At 47.4% G+C, this 17,005-nt stretch carries 17 protein-coding genes; 13 read left to right on the top strand and 4 right to left on the bottom strand.

Annotated elements, in window-relative coordinates:
* Positions 1-12: 12 nt before the first annotated feature.
* The 4 genes from ACJ67_RS06415 to ACJ67_RS06400 all read left to right on the top strand — a co-directional run bounded on the left by ACJ67_RS06415 (position 13) and on the right by ACJ67_RS06400 (position 6,157).
* Positions 13-630, top strand: coding sequence for a membrane integrity-associated transporter subunit PqiC (locus ACJ67_RS06415; RefSeq protein ID WP_231587272.1), 618 nt, complete (start codon positions 13-15; stop codon positions 628-630).
* Positions 631-881: 251 nt separating this feature from the next.
* Positions 882-2,450 carry a diguanylate cyclase gene (locus ACJ67_RS06410; protein WP_231587271.1) on the top strand — a complete coding sequence of 523 codons (1,569 nt, stop codon included), beginning with the start codon at positions 882-884 and terminating at the stop codon, positions 2,448-2,450.
* A gap of 177 nt (positions 2,451-2,627) precedes the next feature.
* Positions 2,628-3,869, top strand: coding sequence for a cation:proton antiporter (locus ACJ67_RS06405; protein ID WP_049638360.1), 1,242 nt, complete (start codon positions 2,628-2,630; stop codon positions 3,867-3,869).
* Between the two features lie 32 nt (positions 3,870-3,901).
* The gene (locus ACJ67_RS06400; RefSeq protein ID WP_231587270.1) at positions 3,902-6,157 is read left to right on the top strand and encodes an EAL domain-containing protein; all 2,256 of its coding nucleotides are present in this window, start codon (positions 3,902-3,904) and stop codon (positions 6,155-6,157) included.
* Between the two features lie 70 nt (positions 6,158-6,227).
* Here ACJ67_RS06400 and ACJ67_RS06395 read toward each other — a convergent pair whose 3' ends face one another.
* Genes ACJ67_RS06395 through ACJ67_RS06380 form a run of 4 tightly spaced genes read right to left on the bottom strand, consistent with a single transcriptional unit; the run spans position 6,228 to position 8,074 of the window.
* Positions 6,228-7,226: an NAD(P)/FAD-dependent oxidoreductase gene (locus ACJ67_RS06395; protein ID WP_231587269.1), complete on the bottom strand. Its 999-nt coding sequence runs from the start codon at positions 7,224-7,226 to the stop codon at positions 6,228-6,230.
* Entirely contained in the window at positions 7,223-7,459 is a 237-nt protein-coding gene (locus ACJ67_RS15115) for a TIGR02450 family Trp-rich protein (RefSeq protein WP_049638359.1), read from the bottom strand. Before ACJ67_RS15115 ends, ACJ67_RS06395 begins: the two co-directional genes overlap by 4 nt.
* 58 nt (positions 7,460-7,517) lie before the next feature.
* A complete protein-coding gene (locus ACJ67_RS06385; protein ID WP_049638358.1) occupies positions 7,518-7,817 on the bottom strand; it encodes a type II toxin-antitoxin system RelE/ParE family toxin in 300 nt (99 codons plus the stop codon).
* Positions 7,814-8,074 carry a YlcI/YnfO family protein gene (locus ACJ67_RS06380; RefSeq protein ID WP_049638357.1) on the bottom strand — a complete coding sequence of 87 codons (261 nt, stop codon included), beginning with the start codon at positions 8,072-8,074 and terminating at the stop codon, positions 7,814-7,816. Before ACJ67_RS06380 ends, ACJ67_RS06385 begins: the two co-directional genes overlap by 4 nt.
* A 191-nt stretch (positions 8,075-8,265) precedes the next feature.
* Here ACJ67_RS06380 and ACJ67_RS06375 point away from each other — a divergent pair, with 191 nt between their 5' ends.
* From ACJ67_RS06375 to ACJ67_RS06335, 9 genes are all read left to right on the top strand, one after another.
* Complete coding sequence (locus tag ACJ67_RS06375; RefSeq protein ID WP_049638356.1) at positions 8,266-8,544, top strand: type II toxin-antitoxin system RelE/ParE family toxin; 279 nt, start codon at positions 8,266-8,268, stop codon at positions 8,542-8,544.
* A 23-nt stretch (positions 8,545-8,567) separates the two neighbouring features.
* Positions 8,568-8,867, top strand: coding sequence for a HigA family addiction module antitoxin (locus ACJ67_RS06370; RefSeq protein ID WP_049638355.1), 300 nt, complete (start codon positions 8,568-8,570; stop codon positions 8,865-8,867).
* A 158-nt stretch (positions 8,868-9,025) separates the two neighbouring features.
* Entirely contained in the window at positions 9,026-10,054 is a 1,029-nt protein-coding gene (locus ACJ67_RS06365) for a DUF262 domain-containing protein (protein ID WP_082163932.1), read from the top strand.
* The gene (locus ACJ67_RS06360; protein ID WP_049638353.1) at positions 10,054-10,737 is read left to right on the top strand and encodes an MAE_28990/MAE_18760 family HEPN-like nuclease; all 684 of its coding nucleotides are present in this window, start codon (positions 10,054-10,056) and stop codon (positions 10,735-10,737) included. The genes ACJ67_RS06365 and ACJ67_RS06360 overlap by 1 nt, the downstream gene beginning before the upstream one ends.
* 128 nt (positions 10,738-10,865) lie before the next feature.
* A complete protein-coding gene (locus ACJ67_RS06355) occupies positions 10,866-11,903 on the top strand; it encodes a GTP-binding protein (RefSeq protein WP_049638352.1) in 1,038 nt (345 codons plus the stop codon).
* Positions 11,904-12,060: 157 nt separating this feature from the next.
* The gene (locus ACJ67_RS06350; protein WP_049638351.1) at positions 12,061-12,585 is read left to right on the top strand and encodes a TIGR00645 family protein; all 525 of its coding nucleotides are present in this window, start codon (positions 12,061-12,063) and stop codon (positions 12,583-12,585) included.
* A 255-nt stretch (positions 12,586-12,840) separates the two neighbouring features.
* A complete protein-coding gene (locus tag ACJ67_RS06345) occupies positions 12,841-15,402 on the top strand; it encodes a methyl-accepting chemotaxis protein (protein WP_049638350.1) in 2,562 nt (853 codons plus the stop codon).
* A 219-nt stretch (positions 15,403-15,621) separates the two neighbouring features.
* The gene (locus tag ACJ67_RS06340; protein ID WP_049638349.1) at positions 15,622-16,593 is read left to right on the top strand and encodes a sodium-dependent bicarbonate transport family permease; all 972 of its coding nucleotides are present in this window, start codon (positions 15,622-15,624) and stop codon (positions 16,591-16,593) included.
* On the top strand, positions 16,590-16,898 hold the full coding sequence (locus ACJ67_RS06335) for a hypothetical protein (protein ID WP_049638348.1): 309 nt from the start codon (positions 16,590-16,592) through the stop codon (positions 16,896-16,898). Before ACJ67_RS06340 ends, ACJ67_RS06335 begins: the two co-directional genes overlap by 4 nt.
* The last annotated feature ends 107 nt before the right edge of the window (positions 16,899-17,005 follow it).

Below are 17,005 nucleotides of genomic sequence, written 5' to 3'. Positions count from 1 at the left end.
AATTGATGGCTTATGACAATCTCTACAATGACCTCAACAAGACATTTCCGGTTTGGCATGCTGCTGATACTGACCCTCAGTCTCGGCGCGTGCTTTCAATCCAATCCGCCGGTTAAAACCGAGCGCTACAGCCTGCCGGAAGTCAGCGCTCCACAACGAGATAGCCCCTCGGTAAGCACAACGACCAACACATTGCTACTAAACCGTATCCAGCTGGCCGACTACCTGGATACTGACCGCATCGTGATACAGCTCGATGACATTACCATGCGCCCTGCACGTGATCACTTGTGGGTAGACAACCTGTCGCAAGAATTACGCCGTGGGCTGCGTACACGCCTGGCCAGCCGGCTGGCCCATGTCATCGTGGTCGACCCACAACCGGGCCTGGCAGTCGCTTCTAACAGCCTGAATATCACCATAGACCAGTTCCATGGTCATATGCAGGGCTATGCTGTGCTCAGTGGGCAATGGCAATCAGGAGGCTCATCCCTGCCACCCCAATCATTCAGGTTCACGACCCCACTGGCTGAGGATGGCTATCCTGCCCTGGTACGCGCCATGGGGCATAATCTGGACTTGCTGTGTGACCAGATTGCCAAGCAATGGCAACCCTCTTCGTCACCATGACAAAAAATGCCGATGAAAACCCAACGATAGGCTAGAGCCTGTTAACGCTCAATGGTCGATGTTGCGCAACGAATAAATGCTCTCCAGCAGCGGCAACTGAAATAGCGTTAACGGCCCCTAAGAGCAGTCACCCCTCCCCTAACAACCACATGTTAGTAATTCTTTGCGTTTTTTAATGCTTTGGCCCAGCCGTCGCGCAGGAACTTTTCATGTACACTCCGTCGTGAATTGACTCTTTTCGGACAATAGGCTTGCAACGTTTTCTCTTCTGGATGCTGATGGCCTCATGGGTTGTGCTGATGCCTCAGGCCTCAGCTGACCCAACGCTGCTGGGCACTACTTGCATGAACAGCAAGGGGGTTGTCATCGCCAGCATTCCCTTGCAAGGCGGTAAATTTGTCTGCCAGAGTGTGCTCACCATCACGCAAGCCAACCAGTATGTGATTGATTTCAAAAACACTTCAACCATTGCCCATTATCAGCACGAAATCACTGATGGCAAGCAGCAGACCACCATCATTGAGGGCGGTTTAAGCAGCCAGGCAAAAGATTCTTTCCTGCTCAGGCATGGCCACATCGTTCACCTGTTACCAGGGACTTACCGCCTGGTCACCTGGTTGCAATCCCCTTATTATCTGGCGCAACCCGAACTTTTTGTGACTGACCTGGCTTCATACCAGCAACAGACCAACTTCACCACGGCAATCAGCCTGATATTACTGGGCGTTTTATTGGGCATATTCACCTATTACTTTGCCATTGGTGCCACCCCAGGCCATCCGACCGAGCGCATGTATGCCCTGTTTATCCTGGGTAACCTGATTTTTCAAAGTGCAGCGCTAGGCGTTTTCAAGCAACTATTTGAATGGCACTGTTTTTACCTGACCAGTTTACCTATCCTGTTTTCCAACCTTGCTTATATCAGCTTTGTCTGCCATTTGCTGGGCATCAACCAGTTTCATCATCCCAAGCTTTACCACCTGTCGCTGTTAGTGCGTCTTGCACTGGTCGCATTAATGGTGACTGCCATGCTATTCCCCAACTGGATGCTGGAAATGGACCGGTATGGCGTGGCGATTTTCCTGGTGTTTGGTTTAATCAGCGGCTTACGCCTCAGTTTGCAAAAACACCGTGTTGCCCAGCTCTACCTGATTGCTGTCGCTGTCTTTGGCGTGCTGGGGGGGCTTTCAATCACCGCACAACGACTCAGCTCAGATGCATGGACGATAGAACAGCTAGGGCTGGTCGCGGTTGCCGTGGAAGCCATCATGCTTTCGCTGGTGGTGGCCTACCAGATCAACCGCCTGCATCACGAAAAAGAACATATGCTGGGTGAGTTACAGAGTACACGTTCTTTAGCCATGACAGACCGGCTTACGGGCGTGCCCAACCGCCATGCCCTTGAAAACCAGATGCTGCAATTCCCTGAGCATGGCTGCCTCATGTTCCTGGACATTGATAATCTCAAACACATCAACGATCATTTTGGTCATGAAGCTGGTGACCACCTGCTTAAAAGCTTTGCCCAGATCCTGTTGAAAAAACTGGATACGAGTGGCCAGCTGTACAGACTGGGAGGAGACGAGTTTGCCGTGATCTGCCATGAAGATGACATCGAATGGTGCCAGCATCAACTCGAATACACGCACCTTGAAATAGCAAAAGAAGGCTTTATTGGTGTTGGTGCCAGTGTGGGGGTCGTGTTTAGCCATGAAGCCGATAGTACGGAAGAGCTCATGCGTATCGCAGACAAGCGCATGTATGCCAACAAGCGCACGCGCAAAAACCGCAAGGAAATGATGCAGGTATTGACCAACTGAACCTGGCTGCCAACTTTCTTCAATCAGCAGCTATTTTACAAGTCAGGCATGCCATTCCCTGCATAAATGATTTACACTCAAGGTCGCATGACCGTAGCTGCATTTCAAATACCTGCACAAACCCGGCAGAATCATCCACAACTGCAGGATGTCTTGTAAGAAAACAAAGAGAACAGCATGCCTTTTCTGACTACTCTGCTTATCCTCATCGTCACCGCGCGCCTGCTGGGTCAACTGTTCAGCCGCATTAACCAGCCTGCCATCATCGGCGAAATGCTGGCAGGCGTGATTCTTGGCCCTAGCCTGTTGAACCTGATTTCGCCTACCCCGGCACTGTCCGGCATTTCTGAATTTGCTGTCTTCCTGATCGTCCTGTCTGCCGGACTGGAAATGAACTTCAAGGAAGTCATCGACTCCATGCGCGGCAAAGGCGCGGTGATCGCGCTCCTGGGATTTTTGCTACCTCTTTCTGGCGGTATCCTGGTGGGGGTCGGTTTTGGCCTGGATGTCAGCCGCACTATCTTTCTTGGCTTGTGCGTTTCCATCACGGCATTGCCGGTCACCATTAGCATCCTGCAAAGCTTCAAACTGCTGGATTCGACGATTGCACGTTTCTCAATAGCCACTGCGATTTTTAACGACATCGCCGCGTTGCTGGTCCTAGGGGTGATTCTTAACTTGCCAGAACAAAAATCTTTTCAGGCAGTAGGCAGTGCGATTTTTCATGCCAGCTGGAAACTGATCTTGCTGATGGCATTGATCCTGGCAGTCAGCCTGCTGATCAAAAAGGCGATAGAAAAAGGCATCCATATCGACCTGCTGTCAGAAAAACTGGTCCATTTCATTGGCAATGAAGCCCTGTTTGGTCTATTGCTGCTGCTGGTGCTAGTATTTGGCTCAGTCAGTTCAGCCCTTGGCTTCCATTTTGTGATCGGCGCTTTTTTTGGTGCGCTGCTCATAGACCGTACGTTTTTCCTGCCCGAACGCTACAAAGAGCTTGAGCTGACGTTAAGCTCAATTACAGGCGGTTTCCTGGCCCCCGTGTTTTTTGCCTACCTTGGCCTTGAATTCAAGGTACAGATCATAGATTCGTTCTGGTTTGTGGCTGTAGTGCTGGCGGTATCAATTGCCACCAAAATCCTGGCTGGCTGGTTGGGTGGCCGGCTCATCGGCCTCTCTAAAAGTGATGCGCTGGGGATCGGTTTTATCCTCAATGGCCGCGGCGTCATGGAACTGGTCATCGCCAGCATTGCTTATGAACGTGGCTTTATCGGCCAGGACCTGTTCTCTGTCCTGGTGCTGATGGGCGTGGTCACGACCTTGATCACCCCGCTGATGTTTCGCAAATGGATACTCCCTCAACTGGCACACCCAGCCAGAACTATTGACACCAATGCACAAAAGGATAACACTGATTAACACATCACTCTTCATCAAGACTGGATACTCTTTTGAGCGCCCAACACACAACAGCGTCATCGGTATCACATCAAAGCGTTTCGCATAGCGGCGCGCTGTCTATTGAAGAACAAACACAGCTGCTCAACTTGCAGCGCGCCATCCTCAAATCAATTGCCCAGGGCGCAGAGCATCTGGAGGTTATCAAACAAACCTGCCTGCTGGCAGAAAGCCTGCTGACTAATTCATTCAGCTCAGTCATGCTCATGGACGACCATTCCCAGTACCTCAATGTCTATGTTGCACCCAGCCTCACTCCAGAACAAATCCAGAAAATTAACGGCTTGCGCCCCAGCCCCGGAGGGGGCTCCTGCGGCAATGTCATCTACCAGCAGACGGTACAATATGTCAGCAACACCTTTACCGATGAACGCTGGGAAGATATCCGCCACCTGGCCCATGAGTTTGATATCAGGGCCTGTTGGTCCATCCCTATTTTTTCTGCCGAAAACAAAGTCATCGGCACGTTTGCCCTCTCCAGTTTTGAGCACCGCGAACCCAGCCTGTTTCACCGCATGCTACTGGAAATCGGGTCTTCGATTATTGGGATAGCGCTCAACCGCAACCAATACCAGGAGTCACTACGCCAATTTGAAAAAGTCTTTGAAGGCAGCGAACAAGGCATTATGGTGACCGATACCAACCTTAAAATTCTGTCGGTGAACCCTGCTTTTACCAAGGTGCTCGGCTACAGCATTGAGGATGTCAAAGGCAAAACACCCAAAATGCTTTCCTCAGGCCTGCATGATCAGCTTTTTTACCGCGCCATGTGGGAAAGCATCACGCATTTTGGACATTGGCGCGGCGAAGTCTGGAACCGTCGCAAAAATGGCGAAATATTTCCAGAATGGTTGTCCGTTAGTGAAGTCAGAAACGAGCTAGGCGATATTACCCATTATGTGGGCACCTTCAGCGATATCAGTGATCTCAAGTCGGCCCAAAAAGAAATCCAGTACCTGTCCTCGCATGATGCCCTGACTGGCCTGCCCGATATTGCGCTATTCAAGGACAGGCTGGAAGCCGCCATCTCCATCGCAGCACCAAGCAATCGAAAAATCGGCCTGCTGGCACTCAACCTTGATAACTTCAAATTCCTCAATGACTCACTGGGCTACGCCTCAGGCGACAAACTACTCAAGCTGTTTGCCGAGCGGCTCAAAGGCTGTTTGCACGAAACAGACGCCATCAGCCGCCACGGCGGGGATGAGTTTATTATCTTGCTCAACAATATCCACGATGATGATTCCATCAACTATATGGTGGATATGCTGCTGACTGAAGTGTCCTCGCCATTTGCTTTTGCGGGCAGCAACATTTCCACCTCCTGTTCTATAGGCGTTGCCGTTTACCCCACCGATGGTCATGACTTTGAAAAACTATTTGGCCGCGCACGCAAAGCCATGTCTCAAGCCAAGGAAGAAGGACGTAACACCGCCCGCTTCTTTACCGAAAAACTAAATACCGACAGCCTGCACTACCTCAATATTGCCTATGGCCTGCGTGAAGCGCTTGCCCATCACCAGTTTGAGCTGCATTACCAACCGCAGATCAGCCTCAAAAATGCACAGGTCATTGGCGCAGAAGCACTGATCCGCTGGCATCACCCGCAAAATGGCATGCAACCTCCGGCACAATTTATCAGCATTGCCGAACAAACCGGCCTCATTGTAGAAATGGGGGAATGGATTATTGAAGAAGCCTGCCGCCAATGCATGCAATGGCAAAAGAATGGCCTGCCACCGCTAAGTGTTGCCGTCAACGTCTCTGCCGTACAATTCCGCCGTGGCAACCTGGATAAAGTGATTATCAAAGCCCTGGAAAAAACTGGCCTCAACCCGCAACTGCTAGAGCTGGAGCTCACCGAATCCATTTTGCTTGAAGACATCGGCCACCTGCTCGCCCAGCTTGATGGACTCAAGAAACTCGGGGTCAAACTCGCTATCGACGACTTCGGCACTGGCTACTCCAGCCTGGCCTACCTCAAAAAATTCAATATCGACCGACTGAAAATCGACCAGTCGTTTGTGCGCGACATCAATACCGACCCCAACGATGCCGCCATTGTCCGCGCGATTGTACAAATGGCACATACCTTGAATTTGGATGTTATCGCCGAGGGCGTGGAAGACGAAACCATACTCAAGCATTTGCGTGATTGTGGCTGTGATGAAGTACAAGGGTATTTGTTTTCCAAACCTTTACCTGCTGATGCTTTTGAAGCATTTATCAAAACCACATCTTCTGTGTAGCCTTAGATGTATGGCATGGTGTAGTCAACACCAAGTTTATATATTCCAGTGTCTTCCAATAAGCGGCAAATTAATAACAAGGCTCGCAAGCCTGTATCATTTCCTGCGCTAACTGGTAGCCGCTCATCCATGCGCCTTCCACCTTGCCGCCGTTAAGCCAGTCACCACACAAACCCAATTGCTGCGCAGCATCCCAGGCATAGCCTTGGTGCAGGTATTGGGCGCAATCTGCATAACGCCAGCGGTGCGTGCTATGTTCCATGGCTGCCTCACCACCCAAGGCCTTAAATGCCGTTACCAGTTCTACTGCAACCTCTTCTGGCGCACGCTCAATATTCGCCTCAGACCATTCAGCACTGGCATGCAACACCCACACCTCTTTAACCGCACTGCCTTCATGCAATCGGCCTGGCTTGCTGCTGTCTCTCGCCACCCAGCTCAGCGGCCCGGAATTCACAAACAAGCCATCAAATGGCAAATCCAGCGTATGTGCATAACGCCCCATCAATGCCCAGCAACCGCGCATGTTCACGCTGGCAGCCAGTGTCTGCATCTCCAGATTAAATCCTAATAGTGCTTGTGCCTGTGGTGCCGGAATCGCCAGCACTACCTTGTCAAACACCTGCGGATAAATGCCGTGTTCTTTACTCTTCACGCGCCACTTGCCCTCGGTAAAGGTAATCTCCTGTACCGTCTGCTCCAGCTCCACGGTTAAAGACTGCGCCATCTGCCGCGCCGGGCAAGTATTGCGTGGCACGCCCACATAGCGTCTTTTTTCAGACTGCTTGGGGCGGATACCGGAATCATCCGCCTCATACAAACGTCCATGCCACTCGGCCACCACGCCCAGCTGCAACCACTTTTGCACCTGCGCCTCAAATGGTGGCTGGCTCACCGTAAAATACTGCGCACCATGATCAGCCTGCCAGCCTTCGCCCTGGCGCGTAGAGACCCGCCCAGAGGGCCCACGGCTTTTTTCAAACACCGTCACCAGAAACCCGGCTTGTTGAAGGGTCTGGCTACAAGCCAAACCTGCCATCCCCGCACCAATCACCGCAATATTTTTCACGCCCCCCCCCCCTGCTTCCACGCATCGCGGTTTTGCAACGCACGCCAATCAATCACTTGCATGCGCCCAGTCATCACCGCTTCAATCTCCACTACCTCTATCACTTGCGTTTCCTCGTCTGCAATAATGAGCTTAGTCACCATAAAATGTTTTTCTTTATTCACAGGCTTTACCGCTGTCCACTTGGAATGTAACAGCTTTTTAGGGTTAAGCCGTAATGGTTTTGTTTGCATATTGTTGTGACAAGCAACCCTAAAAGTTATATCCGCAAATCAAACAACAAGCATGCCGCTAAAAGAAATCATCTGCACGCTGATGCCGCACTGCAATAATCGTGATGATGTCCGGCGCTTCAATTTCAAACAAGGCCACGTAGCCGTAATCACCAAAGCTCATCACCAACTCGCGCAAAAAAGCGTTATCGTCCAACGCTTTTCGGCATGTGTAGGGAAAAAGCGTCACTGCCTCAATGGCCTGATGAATACCTTTTAACGCTTTTTCGGCAGCCGCTCTATCTTTGGAGAGTAAAAATGCATACAAACGCTTTAAATCTTCCCGCGCCTCTTTAGTCAACCGTACGCGGTAACTCAAGGCTTGGTCTCATCCAGCATGGTTTGCAATTCATCCAACACCGCCTCTGCGCTGTAATACTCCTGATTCTGACGCGCGATATCGGCAGAAGCCAAACCTCGGGTGATAAACGCCTGCTGATGCTGCCTGCGCAGAATGTTCGCTTTTAACGCTTCCTCGACAAAACTTGAAAGTGTTTCGCCCTCAGCCAACACTTCTTCAACCGCATCGCGCAACTTTGGCTCCACCCGCAAAGCAGGAATCGTCGCAGTTTTCATCAAGCACCTCACATGTAATTCATTTGTAATGCAATCTTAGAAGAATCTGTCTGCTCAGGCAATGAACATTTGCTCAAGATTTGGAGGTTGAAAATTCGCTGGAACGATAAACATTTTAGTCATAACGAGTCGCTTAGAAGTTCGATTTTCGATTGCTTTACAATACTATCGCCATGCGATAGTATTAAGCCATGATCGAATCCTTTAAAGATAACGATGTAGCGCTATTATTCAATGGCACTCGTATTGCTCGATTTGCGAATATTGAAACTGTCGCCATGCGTAAACTAGCCATGCTCAATCGGGTTCTTCGGGTTGAAGAGTTGCGAATACCGCCCAACAATCGTCTCGAAGCTTTAAAAGGTGACCGTAAAGGCCAGTTCAGTATCAGAATCAATGACCAGTGGCGCATCTGTTTCAGATTTGAGAACGGTCAAGCATTTGATGTTGAAATTGTGGACTACCACTAACCACCCAAACAAGGAGCAAAACCATGCGTGAAGTTGCATACCCCACTGCCGGTGAAATATTGCTTGAAGAGTTTTTAAAACCTTACGGTATTACCCAATATCGCCTGGCAAAAGAGATCGGTGTTTCGCAAGCACGTATCGCAGAAATTATTGCCGGAAAACGCGCGATTACCGTTGATACAGGCTTACGTTTATCCAAATACTTTGGCCTAAATGATGCATTTTGGACTGGTTTACAAATGGATTATGAAACGGCCACACAAAAGGAACGGATGGCAGAAACGCTGACTAAAATTAAACCGTTAGAGCAGAAGGCAGCGTAGAGCGTTTTAATTTTATTCTGACCCGAATTATTGTGTTTGCAAAACGCGCAGAGGTGGTTGGCGGTTGGTGCTGATTGGGATTGGACCTCATACTCTCTATGGGCACCTGGCTTTGTAAATCAGTTAAACTACTTTCAATTTAATTAATCGAGCTAAAAATGGATCCAATAAAAATTCAAGATCAACTGGATAGCAACAGAAAAACCGTTTCATTTGATAGCTACGACATCACCGTTAGGCAACTTTATGACATGGTTTCAGATAAGTCTATTGATATAGCACCAGAATACCAGCGACACTTCATTTGGAAAGAAGATAGGCAATCATTATTAATTGAATCTATATTTCTGGGCATCCCTGTTCCAAGCCTGTTCATGGCAACAAATAAAGACTCGACATGGGAAGTTGTTGATGGCTTACAGAGATTGACTACACTTGTTAATTTCGTTGGTGATGCTGAAACTATTCAAAAGGTTAATCCAAATTGCTCTGTTTTAAAATTAAAAGGCTTAGAAAAACTTTCTACATTAAATGATCTGAAGTTTAGTGACTTGCCGAAGTCATTGCAGCTATTGTTTATGACGCGACCAATTCGTATAACAGTCCTTAATGACAGAAGTGATCTAGAGGTACGCTACGACCTTTTTGAAAGACTGAATACAGGTGGAATTATTCTGCATCCACAAGAAATACGTAATTGTATTTTCATAGGTAGATTTAATGATGTAATAAAAGAATTAGCCCGTGATAAAAATTTTATAAATGTTCTAAGAACTAAAGAAAACCTAGAGGAATTAGTTCTGAAATTCTTTGCTTACTATCAAGATAGGGAGCTATTCGTACATGGCGTAAAAGACTTCTTAAATGAATTCATGGAAAAGAAAACTAAAGAATTTAATGACGAAAATAACCTAAAGGAAATATTCAAAGAAACATTCAGAGTGTTGAATGAGAAACTGCCTGATGGAATTGTTCGAGGAAATAGGAAAAACTCGACCCCACTAGTCCTTTATGAAGCAATTTCAGTTGGTGTTGCAGATGCGATCAAGTCTGGATTAGATATTGACAGTAAAATACTAAAAAGCCTTTTGGATAATGAAGATCTGAGAAAACTAACAACGGGAGCCACGAACTCGAAGCTTAAACTTAAGGAAAGAATAGATTTTGTAAAGGCAGCGTTCATTTAATGCCATACAGCGGAGTTAAAGATAGAACAGCGAAAAGATATGCGGAGGTATATGCCTTTCTAAATCATTTAACAACTTTAGAACCTAGCAATCCTTTTGAAGAAATCCCGCTTGAAGTACAAATTATGAAGGGATTATTTTATGTTCAGCTTTACGGCGCTTTTGAAAAATCTGTAAATGACATTATTGAGACTTCTGTTCTTCTCATCTCGGCTAAGAGTGTTAAAAACAATCATTTTGAAAAACCTCTCTTGTCTTTAGCCTTATTCAATGACATGAAATCTATTTACGATAGCAGTCAGAGTAAGATCATTGCAAAATCAGTGGATCTATTTATTAAAGCCGGTTCGAATAATGTAATCAAACTTAACGAAACTGTTTTCTCAAACTCATTACAAAACGTTTGGGCAAAAACAATAAATGAATCTCTTAGAGCTTTGGGAATTGAATCGCCCACCTTAGAAAAATCTGAAGAAGTTACTATCGATGAGATTGTAGAGAGGCGAAATGCTGTGGCTCATGGTCGAGATAGTGCCGCGAAGGTTGGTGAAAAATTTAGAGTTGATGTTTTAAGAAAAAAAATGGACACCATTGCGACTGCTACCCAAAAAATAACTGACGTTACAGAATTACACTTTATACAAAAGAAATTTATTAAATCATCATTCAAACGATTCTATTAAACTCAATAAATTACTTAATTTTCTCTTGTTGTTACAAATAGCACCACCATATATAAGTTTAAACACTTAGCAATACCAATAAATATCCGCGTTAAAATACCTCCCACACTCGTTTTATTAGAATTTATATGGATAAACGTATCCCCGTCACGCTGCTCACTGGTTTTTTGGGTAGCGGCAAAACCACCCTGCTCAACAAACTGCTGCATAACCCTGCCATGAAAGACACTGCCGTGATCATCAATGAGCTCGGTGAAGCAGGCTTGGACCAGATTTTTGCCAATAGCCAGATTTCGCAAACCATTGAGAGCGAGCATATTGCCGATAACACGGTGTTGTTGAGTTCTGGCTGTTTGTGTTGCTCGCTTAAAAATGAGCTGGCGGACACCATGCGCGATTTGTTCTTTAAGCGCAGTTTGCAAGCGGTGCCGGAATTTAACCGCCTGGTGATTGAAACCACCGGCATGGCGGACCCTGGCCCGATTTTGGCTAACCTGATGAATGAGCCGGTGATTGAATCGGTGTATCGTTTAGACGCTGTGGTGGTGACGATAGATGCGGCGTATGGTTTGCAGCAGATTGGGCAACAGAAAGAAGCGCTGAAACAAGCGGCGGTGGCGGATGTGTTGCTGATTACCAAGCGTGACACAGCAACGCCTGAGCAGATTGAGGCTTTGCAGGCGAAGCTGACCGAGATTAACCCGAATGCGACGCAGCAGTTTGTGTTACATGGCGAGATAGACCCGATGCAGATTATTGATGTAGGCTTGTTTGACTTTGCCAGCAAGCAGGCCAACCCGCAGCGCTGGTTGCGTGCGCCTGCCAGTGGGTTTAGTGCGGCAAAAAAAGGCACTTTGCCTAAAGCGCCTTCGCATGATGATGTGAACACGTTTACCGTCTACTTGCCTAAGCCGATGGCGTGGGGTGACTTTAAAAGCGTAATACTCAAGTTGTGCCAGACGCATGGCGAAAAGCTACTGCGCATGAAAGGCATTTTGCATGTGGAAGATGCGCCTGCACCGCTAGCGATACACGCGGTGCACTTTACGCCCTACCCGCCTACGCTGCTTGAAGGCTGGGATGAGGATGAGCCGATTAGCCGGATTGTGATTATTGGCAAGGGCATAGAAGAAAGCGCAGTTCGTGACATGCTTACGCAATTCTAGGAATGAAGTGATTTAACAGGCGAATCGCTGTGTTGCGCGGTACGCGAAATCCTCATGTACTACAAGTACAATCCGGTTTCTGTGTTCCGTGCGCCTTGCGCTTCATCCTGCAAAATCATTCATTGAGAAAAATTAGTAGTTTCTATTTGGAGTTTTCATGGCGAAGTTTTTGGAAAGAATTTTAGAGCAGTTGATTTTTAGTAGCCGTTGGCTGATGGCGCCGATGTATCTCGGCCTGGTGGGCGGGCTGGTGATTTTGCTGGTGAAATTTGGCCAGGAGTTTTCCCATATTGCCGGGCATTTGGGGTCACTCACCGAGCAGGAAACGGTGCTGTCATTGCTGGCGCTGGTGGATATCACGCTGGTGGGTAACTTGCTGATTATGGTGATTTTCAGCGGTTATGAAAACTTTGTCTCGCGCATTGATACGGCCGACAGTGAAGACCGCCCTGAATGGATGGGTAAAGTGGATTACTCTGGCCTTAAACTGAAACTGATTGGTTCTATCGTTGCGATTTCTGCCATCGACCTGCTGAAGGCGTTTGTGCACCAAAGCTCTGGCACCGCTTCTTTCAGCACCGAGCAAATGGCCTGGCTGGTGGGGATCCACCTGACGTTTATTATCACCGGCGTGTTATTTGCCTGGATGGATAAAATTGCCGGGCATGGCAGCGACCACTAAATAAAGTCTGCTGAATCCCCTAAAAGCCCACCTTTTGGTGGGCTTTTTGTTTTTGATCTATCACATCGTTTTAACCATGACAGGTAATTACAGAAATAAAACGCCAAAACAAACGGCTCTTCCGCGCTTATTTCGCTAATTGGACTACAAATCCACGCCTTATTCACATATACCCTTATGAACTTTAAGTATTTAATATGAAAATAATGTCGCGATAATAATTCTTAAATTAATTTATATAAATGGAGTGGTGAGATGGGTCTAAATATATTGGGAAAATTAGCCAAGCAACCTTCATTAGAACAGTTACATAAACAGTTGAATTTAGAGGGGCAAATCCGTGCCATTGATAAAGTGATGGGCGTGATTGAGTTCGACTTAAAAGGAAATATTATCGCGGTCAACGACAATTTTGCCGCAGCGACCGGTTACAGCAAGCAGGAGATTGTTGGTCAGCACCATAGCATGTTTGTCGATGCTGCTTATAAAGCCAGTGCAGAATATAAGGCATTTTGGGAGAAACTCGCGCGCGGTGAGGCTGATCAAGGCCAATATTTGCGCAAAGGCAAAGGCGGTAATGATATCTGGTTGCAAGCCAGTTACAACCCGATTCTAGACGCCAATGGCAAGCCATTTAAAGTGGTGAAATATGCCACGGATATCACGGCAGAAAAACTCAGAAATTTAAACTTTGAAGGCCAGCTTTCAGCCATCAGCCACGTCATGGGCGTGATTGAGTTCGACCTTAAAGGCAATATCACCAACGTCAATGATAACTTTGCTGCCGTGACTGGTTATAGCAAACAAGAAATATTAGGCAAACACCACAGCATGTTTGTTGAACAAGCTTATAAAAATAGTCAGGAATACAAGCTATTTTGGGAAAAACTGGCGCGGGGCGAAGCCGATAACGGCCAATATAAACGCATCGGCAAAGGTGGCAAGGAAGTCTGGTTGCAAGCCAGTTACAATCCTATTTTTGATGCCGCGGGCAAACCTTTTAAAGTGGTGAAATATGCCACCGACATCACAGCAGACAAACTCAAGAACTCAGACTTTGAAGGCCAGATTTCTGCCATCAGCAAGGTGATGGGCGTCATTGAATTTGACCTGAAAGGCAACATTACCAACGTTAACCCCAACTTCGCGGCAGTGACTGGCTATAGCCCACAGGAAATCATTGGTAGTCATCACAGCATGTTTGTCGAAGCTGCCTATAAAAACAGCCAGGAATACAGACAGTTCTGGGAGAAACTGGCACGTGGCGAGGCAGATAACGGTCAATACAAACGCATTGGTAAAGGCGGCAAGGAAGTCTGGTTACAAGCCAGCTACAACCCTATTTTTGATGCCTCAGGCAAACCATTCAAGGTGGTGAAATATGCCACCGATATTACTGCTGAGAAACTCAAGAACGCAGATTTTGCCGGGCAAATTGCTGCCATTAGCAAAGTCATGGGAGTGATTGAGTTTGACCTTAAAGGTAACATCACCAACGTTAATCCTAACTTTGCTGCGGTGACAGGTTATACCCACCAGGAAATCATCGGCAATCACCATAGTATGTTTGTCGATTCGGGCTATAAAAACAGCCAGGAATACAAACAGTTCTCGGAGAAATTGGCACAAGGCGAACCTGATAATGGCCAGTACCAACGCGTAGGTAAAGGTGGCAAGATCGTCTGGTTGCAAGCCAGTTATAACCCTATTCTGGATGCAGAAGGTAATGCCTTTAAGGTGGTGAAATATGCCACAGATATTACGGCCAAGGTCAATGAAGCCAATGCCATGAAAAACGCCGTGCACGAAACCGGTGAGGTGGTGGCATTAGTGCAAAATGGCGACTTAACCCAGCGCATTACGACAAATGACAAACAAGGTGAGATCAAGGAGCTGTGTGAAGGTGTCAACAGCATTATAGACACCATGACAGATATCCTTGCTTCTATCAAAGTGGCCGGTGAAACGATTAACACCGCGGCTAACGAGATCTCAGTGGGCAACAATGACCTGTCTCAACGCACGGAAGAACAGGCCAGCTCGCTGGAAGAAACCGCGGCCAGCATGGAAGAAATTTCCTCTACCGTAAAACAGAATGCGTCGAATGCCAAACAGGCGAATACGATGACCTTTAAGGCCAGCGAAATTGCTGCCCGCGGGGGTGAGGTGTTTGGTAAAGTCGTGACGACCATGTCAGAGATTACCGAGAGCTCTTCACGTATTGAGGAAATTATTTCGGTCATTGACAGCATTGCTTTCCAGACCAATATCCTGGCGTTGAATGCAGCGGTTGAAGCTGCCCGTGCCGGTGAACAAGGCCGAGGCTTTGCGGTGGTGGCCAGTGAAGTACGTAACTTGGCGCAACGCTCAGCCAGCGCCGCCAAAGAAATCAAGCAACTGATTGTGGACTCTTCCGAAAAAGTTGCCAATGGTTCCCAATATGTGGACCAGGCCAATGGCACCATGGATGAAATCATCATGGCGATTCAGCAGATTTCGGATTTAATCGGCGAAATCAGCACCGCTTCCCAGGAACAAAGCACCGGGATTGATCAGGTGAATACGGCTGTGACTCAGCTGGATGAAGTCACCCAGCAAAACGCGGCACTGGTTGAGGAAGCCACCGCTGCAGCCATGTCACTGGTAGATCAGGCCGCGCAACTCAATCAAAAAGTGAGCCAATATAAATTGAGTTCCTCTGCATTGCATGCCTCTCAACCAAAATTGACCAAAACAGTAGCACGTCCCGCTTACACGCCCACGCGTACCGTGTTGCGTAATGGAACAGACAACAGTGCGGAGTGGGAAACCTTTTAAAGTCACGTCTAAAAACACAAATTACGCCAAGACTGACTGAGCAATTTGAATATTTAACGGCTTCCTGCAGTGATCAAATAAAAAACACCCCGCTCAGCCGGGGTGTTTTTTATCCCGCATAAACGTTCTAATAAACAGAACTTTTTCCTCTAATTTTTATATTATTCAGAACGCTTTTAACTGCGCATAATCTCGGTGTCAAAAACCTGGATCGGTGTTATGCAGTTGCAAAGCTTATTGTTGCCTTCCGTATTTTTCTTTTTACTTGGCATGCTGGCTCAGTTGGTTCGCTCTGACCTGAAAATGCCACCAGAGCTAGTCAAATCATTGACTGTATATTTGCTGATTGGAATCGGCATTCATGGCGGTCAGGAGCTATCCCATGCCTCGTATGACGAAGCCTTACCCGCGTTGATGGTGGCATTAGGATTAGGCGTGGTCATCCCTGTAATTGCTTATCAGCTGATCTGGCGACTGAGCAATCTGGATAAACTCAATGCGGTGGCGATTGCGGCACATTATGGTTCTGTCAGTGCGGGTACGTTTCTGACAGCCATCGCTTTTCTTGATGCCATGCAGATGAGTTATGAAAAGTATCCGGTGATGATGCTGGCTGTCATGGAATCGCCTGCCATTTTGATCGGTCTTTATCTTGCGAATCATGTGCGGCATAGCATGCACAGCGAAGCTGACATGACCCTCTCGACACGCCGGTCTATCCTGCATGAGTCCCTCACCAACGGCAGTATTGTGTTACTACTGGGAAGCATGCTGATTGGCGATATCGTCCCTGAGAAAAATTTGCAATCAGTACTCCCGTTTTTCCAACAGATGTTTATGGGTGTCCTCTGCCTGTTTTTGCTGGCGATGGGGATAGAGGCTGGCAAAAAGTTATCCGACTTTAAAAGTGCTGGCTTGTTTCTGGTCAGCTTTGGCATTTTGATGCCGCTGTTACTTGGGGCGGTTGGCGTAGCGCTTGGGCATACATTACTGGGTTACTCCAATGGCGGTTCAATGCTAGTCGGGGTGCTGGCCGCAAGTGCTTCCTATATCGCCGTGCCCCCTGCCATGCGGATCGCCATTCCCGAGGCCAACCCTTCGCTTTACCTGACGTTATCCCTTGGTATCACCTTTCCATTTAATGTGGTGATTGGCATTCCAACATATTTTTATTTTGCTCAACAACTATGAAAGATTCAGAAATGATAGGCGTGAAACGCATTGAACTGGTCGTGGAATCCATAGAGAAAGAGGAAGTGATTCAACAACTGGAAAGTATCAATATTAAAAGCTACACCATTTACCACCATGTGGGCGGACGCGGCGAACGCGGGCTGAGGGATGGCAGTGCTTTTGGCGAAAAATTTGAAAACATCACTTTTGTGATTGCCTGCGCAGAAAACCAGCTAAAAAGTGTGATTGAAACACTGCGACCCATTCTCAAACGCTATGGTGGCATGTGTCTGGTTTCTGACGCTAAATGGCTTTTGCACTAGGAGGAAAGACACTATGCGAGATTTGCTCTATTCGATATATGTGCTCCTGATCATTTATTGCACCGTGACCATTTTTTACGAGCTCTGTTGGGATGATCCCAGCAATG

The organism is Methylophilus sp. TWE2 (assembly GCF_001183865.1).
In the GTDB taxonomy this organism is placed as follows: domain Bacteria; phylum Pseudomonadota; class Gammaproteobacteria; order Burkholderiales; family Methylophilaceae; genus Methylophilus.
Note: the sequence above shows the minus strand (reverse complement) of the source record. Positions and strands in the feature narration are given on the sequence as shown.